Raw genomic sequence first — 12103 nt, 5'->3', positions numbered from 1 at the left:
CTATGTCGATGGCCAGTTTTGTTCACTTATTCGAATGGTTGAGTCAGCATCCGGTCAGTGCGGCCCTGCTGGTCTTTGTCATTGCGCTGAGCGAATCGCTGGCGTTCGTCGGGTTGATCGTGCCGGGCATTTTTTTCATGGTGGTGTTTGGCGCCCTGGTGACTACCGGCTACCTGGACTACGGCTGGACCGTCACTGCCGCCATACTTGGCGCTATTACCGGCGACGGTATCAGCTACTGGCTGGGCCAGCGTTATCACAAACAACTCTATAACTTCTGGCCGTTTCGCAACCGGCCTGGCTTGCTGAAACGTGGTGAGGCGTTTTTCCATCGTCACGGAGGCAAAAGCATACTCCTGGGACGCTTTGTTGGCCCGCTGCGTCCGGTGATCCCCGCCATTGCCGGGATGCTTGCCATGCCACGCCAACGATTCATTCTGACCAACGTCGGTTCTGCCCTGTTATGGGGACCCATCGTATTGTTGCCCGGCATGGCCTTCGGTCTGTCCCTGGAGCTGGCTGCGGAGTTTGCCGGGCGTCTTTCTCTGTTGCTGATCATTGTGCTGGTACTGCTGTGGCTGGCCTTCTGGCTCATTCGCCAGCTCTATTACTTTCTGGTACCGCGCACCGATACTCTGTTCAGTTATGTCATTAACTGGATCAACCGGCACCCCTTGATAGGCCGGGTGCCAGCGGCCCTGATCGATCCCCGTCATCCCGAAATGCGAATCCTGACGCTGTTGGCGTTAATGCTATTAGCGGCTGCTGTTGCCTTTACTGCACTGTCACAATTTCTGACGCAACATTCGCTGATTCTCGGATTGAATGATCTGATCTATTTTCAGTTACAACAACTACATAACCCGCCCTTTGATCGGGTAATGTTATTTTTCAGCCACCTGGGCAATGAACTGTTTCTCGCCACACTAACCCTGATCCTGTTTGTCTGGACGGCACTGTATCGCAACTGGCTGGCCGGCTGGCATCTTCTGGCGGCACTGGCCTTGCCATTGATTGTGGTCCACACCCTGCAACTGTTATTTGATGTCCCCCGCCCGGATATTACCGCCAGTATTTCCAGCCTGGAGTTTCCAGGTGCCCACATTACCATTGCTACGTCGGTATACGGCTTTATCGCTGTCATGTTGACCCGCAACATGCCAACAATGTTGCGCATCAGCGTTTATGTTATCAGTGCTTCACTGGTGCTGTTGATCGCCTTTGCCCGTCTCTATCTTGGCATCCACTGGCTGAGTGATGTCCTGGGTGGAATATTACTGGGGCTGATATGGGTCGGTTTTCTGGGCATCGGCTATCGACGCCATATCGGTTTACCCCCCTTACCACTCAAAACTCTGAATTACCCCATCCCGCTGATCCTGATCCTGCTGGTAACCTATCCACTAAGTCAGTTAGACAAAGGGCTCCCGGCCGCCGTCGAAACAACCCGGTATTACCGTCTGGGGATGACAGGCTGGCAACAAACCGGTTGGCAGGCGCTGCAGCAGTATCGTTCTGATCTGCTGCAGCAGCAAAAATACCCGCTGAACCTGCAATGGGCCGCGCCCCGGAAAACGATAATCACCACTTTGGAAGAGCTCGGCTGGCAGCAACCCGACGAGCGCCGTTGGCGCGGCTGGTTACAGCCATCCACGCAAATCGAGAAGTTGCCTGTGATTCCGCATCTGCATGAAGGGCGCTATGAAAATCTGCTCTTTGTGCGGTTCAACAATCAAACGCAACAACTGTTAACCGTACGCCTGTGGCAATCAGATCTGTTTGTACAACATAATGGCCAGGAAGTCCCGTTGTGGATCGGCGAGGTTGCCTATCTGGAAACGGTTCGTATCGGGCCTCTCAAGTATCTTAAAACAGCAGACGATTTCAATCGGGCCCTGAAAAACTTTCTCGCTGTTCTGACAACCCGGGTCCTGACAACCCATCACGAAGCAGGCGAGTTTCAGATTATCTTGCTGAGGGGAAAAACGGGACAGGAAGCGGACGCTAAATAACCCCGGATTGAAACATAAATATCAGGACTGCTGTTTCAATACCGTGGCAACTTCAGTGAGCTTCTGGCTGGCATTATCGACACTGAGTAAACGCTGTTTGACTTCCATATCCAGCGGCAATAATTCTATCAGGCGCGAGGCTACCCAATCCTCATCATTCAGGTGTTTCTCCAGCGTTGAATAGGGGGGCTCCAGCTGGCTCAGAATATTGTCCAGTATACGGGCCAGGTACTGTTGAGCATCGGGCAGTGAACCACCGATAATTTCCGGCAATAGTTCCACCTCGGCCTGAATGGACTGGTCCTTGTTTATCTGGCGGGACAGGATACTGAAACGCTGCTCACCTTCGAGCGTCACGCCCAGCATGCCATCCGGGCGGCGATTCCAGTACCGAATCTTGCACAGTGTACCGACATTCCAGGTTTCCGCTGCCTTGCCGACTTCCTGACCCTGTTGAATCAATACGACCCCAATCCCGCAATCCGTACGCAGACACTGACTCACCATATCCAGATAACGCGGCTCGAAAATACGTAGTGGTAATACACCACCGGGAAACAAAACGGTGTTCAGGGGAAACAGGGGAATCGTAACTTTCATCGGTATACCACCGGTCATACAACTCATTCGGGGACAGGGTCGCCCCACGAGCGGATCAGGGACTGCTCAATACCCAGGTGCTCGAGAATCCGGGCAACAACGAAATCGACCAGGTCAGAAACACTCTGTGGCTGATAATAAAACCCGGGATTGGCCGGCATAATAGTGGCGCCAGCGCGGGACAAACGTAACATATTCTCCAGATGGATCACCGACAGGGGCATTTCCCGTACCACCATGATCAATTTGCGCTGCTCTTTGAGCATCACGTCCGCGGCCCGTTCGATCAGGTTATCACTATTGCCATTAGCCACCGCCGCCAGCGTGCCGGTCGTGCAGGGGCATATCACCATGTGACCGGCATTATGGGAACCACTTGCGATAGGCGCGGTCCACTGCTCTTTGCCAAAGACCGTCAGCAAATGCGGATCAGCCTGGTAATAGTTGGTAAACCAGGCCTGCATATCTGCCGGCCGGGCGGGGATATCCAGTTCACTTTCCATTTGCAGTACCATCTGCGCCGCTTTGGAAACCAGCAGATACACGGGTTGTTGCTTGTCCAGCAGACACTGCAGAAGGCGCAGGGCATAAGGCGCCCCCGAGGCGCCGGTCATGGCCAGTATCACAGGGCGTTTAACCGATTCGGACATAATTATCAGCCTTGATATTTATTGGATATACTCGCCCTGTTGCAGGCGCTCCAGCAGTCGCTGATGCAAATTCTCAAACCCGCCGTTACTCATGATCAACACATGCGTGTCGCCATCAATCTGTTCCAGGATAGATTCAAGAATCGCCTCGGTACTGTCGGCCATGCTAACTGGCAACGTGGCCTGATCTAATATAGCAGCCATATCCCATGACAAACCAGCCGGGCGCAAAACAATTGCCCTGTCCGCCTGTGCCAGTGCCGCCGGCAACGCCTCGCGCTGTACCCCCAGACGCATGGTATTGGAACGCGGCTCCAGCACGGCGATAATCGGTGCCTTGCCCACATGACGGCGCAAACCGTTGAGCGTGGTGGCAATCGCGGTAGGATGATGGGCAAAATCGTCATACACCGTCACACCATTGACCTTGCCGCGAATCTCCATACGCCGTTTGATATTGCGAAAATCACTCAGCGACTCAATGGCCAGTCCGGCCGGTACCCCGGCATGTCGCGCCGCGGCAATCGCCGCCAGTGCGTTTTCCACATTATGTTGACCGAACAGCGCCCATTCGACCTGCCCCATGACCCGGTCCTGAAATTGCACCTCAAATGCCGATCCATCTTCGTGGATCAGATTGGCTGACCAGCCATCACCATGATTTATGGACTCCACTGGTGACCAGCAGCCCATGGCCATCACCTCCTGCAATGCCGGGCTTGCGTGGTTGGCAATGATCAGCCCATTGCCTGGCACGGTACGGACCAGATGATGAAACTGGGTCTGGATGGCGGCCAGATCAGGGAAGATATCCGCATGATCATATTCCAGGTTATTCATGATCAGGGTACGCGGACGGTAATGGACGAACTTGGAACGCTTGTCGAAAAAGGCGGTATCGTATTCGTCGGCCTCCACCACGAAAAACGGTGCCTGCCCGATGCGACTGCTGACGCCAAAGTTGGCCGGCACACCGCCGATCAAAAACCCGGGTTCAAGATTATTCGCCTGGAGCATCCAGGCTAGCATACTGGCGGTGGTACTTTTGCCATGGGTTCCGGCCACCCCCAGTACCCAGCGTGATGAAAGAACATGTTGCGACAGCCACTGTGGCCCTGACGTATAGGGAATATCCCTGTCGAGGATATATTCGACTGCCGGATTACCCCGTGACAGCGCGTTACCGATGACGACACAATCCGGACGGGGCTCAAGATGCTCTGGCGTATAACCTTCCATCAGCGTAATCCCCTGCTCTTCGAGCTGGGTGCTCATGGGAGGATAAACATTGGCATCGGAACCGGTCACCGTGTAGCCCAGCTGACGGGCTAAAATAGCGATGCCGCCCATAAACGTGCCGCAGATACCGAGAATATGAATATGCATGCCTGCCCCTGTGTCTTTCCGGATCAACTTCAGTTCACCTCTGGCAGCAGTGTATTGAACGCCGCCAGCCCCAGAATCAGGTAACCGATCGCGATGATAACACCGGTCAGCCGATGAACCGACAGGGCATGAGTAAGAATGTGTCCGACAATCACCAGGCTCCAGATTTGCATCGCCATGATGATCAGTGATGCCATAGTAAAGTTCTGCGGATTCTGGCGAGTAATAAAATCCAATGGCAACATCAACGCCGAGAGAATAATCCCGGTTCCGGTCAATGCCGTCAACGTCTGAATGATTCGTGCACGATACCCGAATAATGCCAGCAAACCGGCCGTCATGGATAACATAAGCAGGGTATGCAGCAGGAGGATGCCGGCCAGCTGCCCGATAGTTACCCCGGGTAACAACAGATTGATTCGCAGATTGTCGACAGCATAGCCGAGGACCAGCAACAATAGCAGCAGTAGTGGTGAATAGGGGACATCCTCCGGCCCCTTGCGCAGCAGGCAGATTTCCCAGAAACGCGCCACCAGCGGTCTGGCATAGGCCCATAACCGGTTATTCATTACAACCATCCGTTTTGCGTCTGTTATCTGCGTGTAGCGGCATTTGATTCAGTGGATAATATCGGGTGGAACTGGTAGTGTCATCACCCATGTCAAATTACCAATATATCGAGACTATACCGCAACTTGAAGCGGCCTGCGAAACCCTTCGCCTCAGCCCGGTGCTGGCGCTGGACACCGAGTTCATGCGCGAAAAAACCTATTACGCCCGGCTTTGTCTCATTCAGATTGCCAGCGAGGATCAGGTTTACATTCTCGACCCGCTGCGCCTTGAACATCTGCAACCCCTGTTTGAATTATTATATGATCCGGCTATTCTCATACTCCTGCATGCCGGTCGTCAGGACCTGGAGTTGTTCTACGACCTGACCGGCAGGATCCCCGCACCGGTGTTCGATACCCAGATTGCCGCAACACTACTGGGTTTTGCCGATCAGATCGGTTATGGCGCGCTGGTTGAAAAAGTCCTCGGCGTACAACTGGACAAATCTCACGCCCGGACCGACTGGGCCCAGCGCCCGCTCTCTGAAAAGCAGCTGGCTTATGCCGCCGATGATGTGGTCTACCTGATGCAGCTCTATCCGGAAATTGACCGTCGCCTGAAAAAGCTTGGCCGCGAAGCGTGGCTGACAGAGGATTTTGCCGCCCTCTCCGATCCCGGATTGTACCAGAACGACCCGGCACAAAGCTGGCAACGGGTCAGTGGTCATGGCCGACTGAAGCCACGACAACTGGCGGCTTTGCAGGGGCTGGCCACATGGCGCGAACAACGCGCCCAGCAACTGGACAAGCCCCGTAAATGGATACTGAGTGACGATGTGCTGTTGAACCTTGCACAACGGTTACCTGACAAGCCCGACAAACTGGCCGCCATTCGCGGGCTGCCCGAATCGGTTGTACGGGATTACGGCGATCAGCTCCTCGAAGCAATCCGGCAGGCTCGTACTCTGCCCGAGTCCGAACTCCCGCAAACACGGGATCGATTTATTCCCGATCGCGATCAGGAATTACTCATCGACAGTCTCCTGCTCTACCTCAAGTATCTGGCTTACAACAGCCAGATCAGCCCGGCAACACTCGCCAACCGCAAGGAAATTGAACGCCTGGTCAGAGGCGAACGTGAGCTGGCGCTACTCAAGGGCTGGCGCGAGCATATTGCCGGCCAACCAATGCTCGACATGCTGGAAGGCAAAACGTTTATTCAAATCCATAATGGACAGCTACAAATCCAGAACGCAAACTGAATCCCGCTGGCAACGACATTGCGCCCCGGGTTACATTCTCAGCCTGCAAGCCACCTGTCCTTACTGGTTGCCCGACCATGCCCTTGCCCTATAAACAAAACAATCACTTCCACTGGCATACCGGGTGCCGGTTTTCCTTGCTTGTGGACGGGGAGCAATACTTCCCGACGATGCTGGCGGCGATTGATCAGGCAAAGTATTTTATTTTGCTGGAACTTTATCTGGTGGAATCCGGGCATGTAACCCGCCATTTTATCAAAGCCCTGATCAGAGCTCGCCAGCGTGGCGTGGTTGTTTATCTGTTACTGGATGATTACGGCTGCCGGTTTCTGGAACCGCTGGACCGGGAGATTCTGCTGGCCCAGGATATCAAGCTGGTCTTTTACAACCCGTTTGATTACCGGCGCTTCTATCGCAGCCTGCGCCGTGACCACCGCAAGCTACTACTGGTTGACGGCGTCACAGGCTTCACTGGTGGCACCGGCCTGAGTGACGCCTTTGCCCCGCCGTTCGTGCCGCAACAGGCCTGGCATGAGGTAATGGTACAGATTGAGGGTCCGGTGGTGGCTGACTGGGAACAGGTCTTTTCCCATACCTGGCAAACCGTAACCGGTCAATTACCGGATTTTCCCGCTTACAGCAAACAGCAATACAGCCCGGGGCAATCGGGTCGCGTGGCACTCTCCGCCGGATTATCACTGCAGGAAATCAAACGAGCCTTTATCAAACAGGTCCGCCATGCCAGCCAACGCGTCTGGTTGACCACGCCCTACTTCATTCCCTCACTCAAGATTCGTCGTGCCCTGATTCGTCGCGCCAGGGCCGGTGTCGATGTCAGACTGCTGCTGCCCGGCCCCCTGAGCGATCATCCCTGGGTATCCCATGCCGCGCGTGGATTTTATCATCGCTTATTACGGCACGGCATCCGGATATTTGAATACCAGCCTCGCTTTACCCATGCCAAGATCGGGCTGTGTGATGACTGGTGCACGATCGGTTCCAGCAATCTGGACCGCTGGAACCAGCGTTGGAACCTGGATGGGAACCAGGAAATCGATGCCCCGGATTTCGCCGCACAGGTGGCACAATTATTTGAGACTGACTTTGCACAGAGCCGGGAAATCACACTCGATGACTGGCTGGCCCGTTCAAGAGTCCAACGGCTGCAGGAATGGCTGGCCGCCCGACTGGTTATGCTGATCGAGCTTGTCGCACGCCGTTATCGAAAATAATCGGGTATGAGACATAAAAAAGGGGGCCGAAGCCCCCTTTTTTACCTAGCGCCGCCTTCTGGCGCTTTTCTTTTTGGCTTTCTTCTTCGCCTTTTTCTTGGCGACCTTTTTCTTGGCGGCCTTCTTCTTCGCCACCTTCTTCTTGGCTACCTTTTTCTTGGCGGCCTTCTTCTTTGTGGCTTTCTTTTTACTACTGCTCTTCTTGGCAGCCGTCTTTTTCTTTGTCGTCTTCTTCTTGGTGCCGGTTTTCTTCTTCGCGGCAGTCTTTTTCTTCGCGGCCTTCTTCTTGCTTGCCGCCTTCTTCGCCGCCGGTTTGGCTGCGGCGGTTTCCGTACCCGGCAGACTGGCAAGAATACGCTCTACCGCGGCGAAAATATCGCTGATTTCACCCACACCCTGAACGGTACGCAGCTTGCCCTGACGGCGATAGTAATCAACCAGCGGGGCGGTCTGCTCCTGATAAACATCCAGACGCTTGCGAATGGTCTCCTCGTTATCATCTTCGCGCTGGGTCAGTTTGCCACCACACTTGTCGCAAACCCCTTCAATCCGCGGCGGGGAGAAATAGATATTGTACATCTGACCGCAGGAGCTGCAGGTACGGCGACCGGTCAGGCGTTTGACCAGCACATTCATGTCCACGTCGATCAGCAGACTAACCTGCAACGGCTTGCCCATGTCCCCGAGCAACTGATCGAGGGACTCGGCCTGGGCTGTATTGCGCGGGAAACCGTCCAGGATGAAGCCCTTGTCGGTATCCGGTCGCGACAGACGTTCGCGAATCATGCCCAGTACGATGTCATCGGAGACCAGCTGTCCCGCATCCATCGCGGCCTTGGCCTGCATACCCAGCGGTGTTCCCTTGGAGACCGCCTCACGCAGCAGATCCCCGGTTGAAATCTGCGGTATGCCATATTTTTCTACCAGCAGTTTGGCCTGGGTGCCTTTGCCACCACCCGGCGCACCAATTAGTACGATTCTCATTGTTTTCTATACTCCGTTGGCTGTATTTGTCATGAGTGCGGCTTGCACTGAAAATTCTTGTCGTTAACAGACTGCTGTCTGTATGCACATGTTGATTAAAACTAATCCCTGACATGGGTCAAGTCAATGTGAATCCGCCGCAATTTTGACCACTTTGACTAACTCAACAACGGCGCGATCACCAGGCTGACAATCGCCAGTACGTTGATCAGGATGTTCATTGAAGGCCCGGAGGTGTCCTTGAACGGATCGCCCACCGTATCTCCCACGATGGCGGCCTTGTGATTGTCGGATCCCTTGCCGCCCAGTTCGCCGCCTTCGATATACTTCTTGGCGTTATCCCAGGCACCGCCGGCATTGGACATCATCAGCGCCAGCAGCACGCCGGTAACCAGGGCCCCACCCAGCATGCCACCCAATGCCTCGGGGCCGATCAGAAAGCCGACCAGTGGCGGAGCGGCGACCGCCATGCCGCCAGGCAGTAGCATCTTGCGCAGGGCGGCATCGGTGGCAATCGTAATGCAACGGTCCGTATCCGGTTTGGCGGTACCTTCCATCAATCCCGGGATGTCCCGGAACTGGCGCCGAATCTCCTGAATCATCGTATAGGCCGCATCGCCCACCGCCGTCATGGTCATGGACGTGACCAGAAACGGGAAAATCCCGCCAATGAACATACCTACCAGCACCTCTGGCTGGGCCAGCTGCAGATTGAAATCGGGCAGGTTATGGGAGACCGTCTGGATATAGGCGGTAATCAGCGTCAGTGCCGCCAGCGCCGCCGCGCCAATCGCAAAACCCTTGCCGATAGCCGCTGTGGTGTTGCCCACCCGATCCAGCGCATCGGTAATCTCGCGGGTTTCCTCGCCCAGTTCTGCCATTTCAGCGATGCCGCCGGCGTTATCCGCCACCGGTCCGTAGGCATCGATGGCCATGGTCATGCCGACGGTGGCCAGCATGCCGACGGCGGCGATCCCCACGCCGTACAAACCGACCCAGTGGCTGGCCAGGTAGATAATCAGCGCAATGCTCAGTACCGGAAACAGGACCGAACGAAATCCGGTCGCCAGGCCGGTGATGATCACCGTAGCCGCACCGGTTTGGGACGCCTCGGCCAGATGCCGCACCGGCCGGCCGGCGGTGTAATATTCGGTAGACAGGCCGATCACCATGCCGCCGGCGGCACCCAGCAACACACAAAACCAGACGTCGATATGGACCCCCAGTGCGCTAATCACCAGCCAGGCGCCAAGCATGAACAGCATGGCGGTACCCAGCAGAGAGTAGCGAATCGCCTGCTGCGCCCCGCGGTTCTGGTACAGACGCATTACCGCAATCCCGACCAGTACGCACAACAGTCCCATGCTGGATAATGCCAGCGGCAGAAACATCAACGTCGCCTGGGAACCCAGCCGGGTCAGCGCGGCCTCTGACATCACCGCCGCCAGCGCCAGAGTGGCGATCATCGCCCCGCAATAGGATTCAAAAATGTCCGAGCCCATGCCGGCCACATCACCAACATTGTCGCCCACATTATCGGCGATAACACCAGGATTGCGCGGATCATCTTCGGGGATGCCGGCCTCGAATTTCCCCACCAGATCCGCGCCCACGTCGGCCGATTTGGTGAAAATGCCGCCCCCGACACGGGAGAACAGAGCCACCGAAGACGCCCCCATACCGAAGCCATGAATCACATGCGAGCCCGCGGGATCGCCACCGTAGGCCACAAACAACCCCCCAAGACCAATCAGTCCCAGCGCTGCAACCGTCAGCCCCATGACCGCCCCGCCGGAGAAGGCGACGCTCAGGGCCCGGCCGGCGCCGACCGTATTGGCAGCGTGGGTGGTGCGCACATTGGCGTAGGTTGCAGCCTGCATGCCGATATAACCGGCGCCGGCCGAACAGAGCGCGCCAACCACAAAGGAGATCGTGGTACCCACCCCGAGATAAACATACAGGAGTATCGCGACCACCACGGAAAACAGGGTCAGCTGCAGGTATTCCCGGCGCAAAAACACCATGGCACCACGATGGATTTCTCCCGCGATCTCCCGCAGGCGACCATCACCGGTCGGATAGCGACTGATGCGATAAAAAACCAGTAGTGCGGCCGCCAGGCCGAAAATGCCGATGATCGGTGGTACCCAGATAAGTGACGACATACCTGCCTCCTATTCTATTTAAGGTTATTATCCATTATTACAGGTACGGTAATATGACAATCCCACATTACCCAAAGGTCGCTGGCCTGACAATGTCCGGCGTTTCTGTTTGATGCCGGTGCTGATAGAATAGCCGCTTTTGCGGCCCCGGCCGATTCTCTGGTCAATCACACACTCCGGTGGCCAAATCCGACACATTTCGAGGCTTGAGCAATGAACCTGGACAGAGTGAATTCCGGCAAGGATATCCCAAATAACATCAATGTCATCATCGAGATCCCGGCCCACAGCGATCCGGTCAAATACGAAGTGGACAAGGACACCGGCGCCATGTTCGTGGACCGTTTCATGAACACCGCCATGCATTATCCCTGCAACTACGGTTATGTTCCCCATACCCTGTCCGAGGACGGCGACCCGGTGGATGTGCTGGTGGTGACCCCCATGCCGGTCATAAGCGGCTCGGTGGTGCGCTGTCGCCCCATCGGTATTCTGAAAATGACCGATGAAGCCGGTCCCGACGCCAAGCTCCTGGCCGTGCCGATTACCAAGTTGTGCCAGCTCTACAACAACGCTGAATCCCCCGAGGATATGCCGCAGCAGTTACTGGACCAGATTGCCCACTTTTTCGAACACTACAAGGATCTCGAAGAAGGCAAATGGGTCAAGATCGATGGCTGGGGCGACAAACAGGCCGCGCATCAGGAAATTCTGGATTCCATCGAGCGTTACAACAACGCCCCGGAAAAACCCTGCTTCTGATAAATTAACGTTATTAAAGCGCTTCGGCCATGAAAGTCTGTATTGTCTCCGACAGTCACGATAACCGCTTCCTGCTCAAGGCGGCGGTCGAGGACGGCAAACAGCGCGGTGCCGAAGCCATACTGCATTGCGGTGACGTGGTCGCCCCTACCACCCTTCGCATTCTTAACCCCCTTGGTCTGCCAGTGCATGTCATTCATGGCAACAACACCGGCGACATGTATAGTATGGCCCGACTTTCCCACGATCCCGACAGCATGATCCACTATCACGGTCAGGATGCCGGCATCGAACTGGCGGGACGCAAGATCTTCATCGTCCACTATCCCCACTACGCCCGGGCCATGGCCACCACCGGCGAATGGGACCTGGTCTGCTGCGGTCACGACCATCGCGCCCTGATCGAACCGATCATCAACATCCGCCAGGGCCATACACTGTACGTCAACCCCGGCACCGTCGGCGGCATCGGTGCCGAACCCACCTATGCCATGGGCAA

The 12103-nt window shown here is 55.7% G+C and carries 10 protein-coding genes and 1 pseudogene; 5 read left to right on the top strand and 6 right to left on the bottom strand.

What is annotated here, in order from left to right; all coding sequences use genetic code 11:
* On the top strand, positions 1 to 2012 hold a 2012-nt coding region (locus RI563_RS03890; protein WP_310693036.1), incomplete at its 5' end, for a bifunctional DedA family/phosphatase PAP2 family protein.
* Between the two features lie 21 nt (positions 2013 to 2033).
* Here the strand turns inward: RI563_RS03890 and RI563_RS03885 are convergent.
* The 4 genes from RI563_RS03885 to RI563_RS03870 are packed head-to-tail and all read right to left on the bottom strand — an operon-like array spanning position 2034 to position 5217.
* Positions 2034 to 2612: an LON peptidase substrate-binding domain-containing protein gene (locus RI563_RS03885; protein WP_310693035.1), complete on the bottom strand. Its 579-nt coding sequence runs from the start codon at positions 2610 to 2612 to the stop codon at positions 2034 to 2036.
* A 23-nt stretch (positions 2613 to 2635) separates the two neighbouring features.
* On the bottom strand, positions 2636 to 3262 hold the full coding sequence (locus RI563_RS03880; protein ID WP_310693034.1) for a flavin prenyltransferase UbiX: 627 nt from the start codon (positions 3260 to 3262) through the stop codon (positions 2636 to 2638).
* An 18-nt stretch (positions 3263 to 3280) separates the two neighbouring features.
* Positions 3281 to 4648: a UDP-N-acetylmuramate:L-alanyl-gamma-D-glutamyl-meso-diaminopimelate ligase gene (gene mpl, locus RI563_RS03875; protein ID WP_310693033.1), complete on the bottom strand. Its 1368-nt coding sequence runs from the start codon at positions 4646 to 4648 to the stop codon at positions 3281 to 3283.
* Between the two features lie 29 nt (positions 4649 to 4677).
* On the bottom strand, positions 4678 to 5217 hold the full coding sequence (locus RI563_RS03870) for a hypothetical protein (protein WP_310693032.1): 540 nt from the start codon (positions 5215 to 5217) through the stop codon (positions 4678 to 4680).
* A gap of 89 nt (positions 5218 to 5306) precedes the next feature.
* Here RI563_RS03870 and rnd point away from each other — a divergent pair, with 89 nt between their 5' ends.
* Both rnd and RI563_RS03860 read left to right on the top strand, forming a co-directional pair.
* Positions 5307 to 6461 carry a ribonuclease D gene (rnd, locus tag RI563_RS03865; RefSeq protein ID WP_310693031.1) on the top strand — a complete coding sequence of 385 codons (1155 nt, stop codon included), beginning with the start codon at positions 5307 to 5309 and terminating at the stop codon, positions 6459 to 6461.
* A gap of 77 nt (positions 6462 to 6538) precedes the next feature.
* Positions 6539 to 7693, top strand: a complete 1155-nt coding sequence (locus RI563_RS03860) for a phospholipase D-like domain-containing protein (protein WP_310693030.1) — start codon at positions 6539 to 6541, stop codon at positions 7691 to 7693.
* A 354-nt stretch (positions 7694 to 8047) separates the two neighbouring features.
* Here the strand turns inward: RI563_RS03860 and RI563_RS03855 are convergent.
* Positions 8048 to 8677: pseudogene (locus RI563_RS03855) on the bottom strand (adenylate kinase); the annotation flags it as partial.
* A 158-nt stretch (positions 8678 to 8835) separates the two neighbouring features.
* The gene (locus RI563_RS03850; RefSeq protein ID WP_310693029.1) at positions 8836 to 10842 is read right to left on the bottom strand and encodes a sodium-translocating pyrophosphatase; all 2007 of its coding nucleotides are present in this window, start codon (positions 10840 to 10842) and stop codon (positions 8836 to 8838) included.
* Between the two features lie 213 nt (positions 10843 to 11055).
* Between RI563_RS03850 and ppa the strand changes: the two genes are divergently transcribed.
* On the top strand, positions 11056 to 11604 hold the full coding sequence (ppa, locus tag RI563_RS03845; protein WP_310693028.1) for an inorganic diphosphatase: 549 nt from the start codon (positions 11056 to 11058) through the stop codon (positions 11602 to 11604).
* Between the two features lie 29 nt (positions 11605 to 11633).
* A partial coding sequence (locus RI563_RS03840) for a metallophosphoesterase family protein (protein ID WP_310693027.1) occupies positions 11634 to 12103 on the top strand: 470 nt, incomplete at its 3' end.

The organism is Thiohalophilus sp. (genome assembly GCF_031581315.1).
In the GTDB taxonomy this organism is placed as follows: Bacteria; Pseudomonadota; Gammaproteobacteria; order UBA6429; family Thiohalophilaceae; genus Thiohalophilus.
This window is presented reverse-complemented; position numbering and strand designations above follow the sequence as displayed.

Excerpts from the sequence above, each read along its gene's own strand:
- RI563_RS03885 (WP_310693035.1), bottom strand. The coding sequence starts at position 2,612 with ATGAAAGTTACGATTCCCCTGTTTCCCCTGAACACCGTTTTGTTTCCC.
- RI563_RS03880 (WP_310693034.1), bottom strand. The coding sequence starts at position 3,262 with ATGTCCGAATCGGTTAAACGCCCTGTGATACTGGCCATGACCGGCGCC.
- mpl (WP_310693033.1), bottom strand. The coding sequence starts at position 4,648 with ATGCATATTCATATTCTCGGTATCTGCGGCACGTTTATGGGCGGCATC.
- RI563_RS03870 (WP_310693032.1), bottom strand. The coding sequence starts at position 5,217 with ATGAATAACCGGTTATGGGCCTATGCCAGACCGCTGGTGGCGCGTTTC.
- rnd (WP_310693031.1), top strand. The coding sequence starts at position 5,307 with ATGTCAAATTACCAATATATCGAGACTATACCGCAACTTGAAGCGGCC.
- RI563_RS03860 (WP_310693030.1), top strand. The coding sequence starts at position 6,539 with ATGCCCTTGCCCTATAAACAAAACAATCACTTCCACTGGCATACCGGG.
- RI563_RS03850 (WP_310693029.1), bottom strand. The coding sequence starts at position 10,842 with ATGTCGTCACTTATCTGGGTACCACCGATCATCGGCATTTTCGGCCTG.
- ppa (WP_310693028.1), top strand. The coding sequence starts at position 11,056 with ATGAACCTGGACAGAGTGAATTCCGGCAAGGATATCCCAAATAACATC.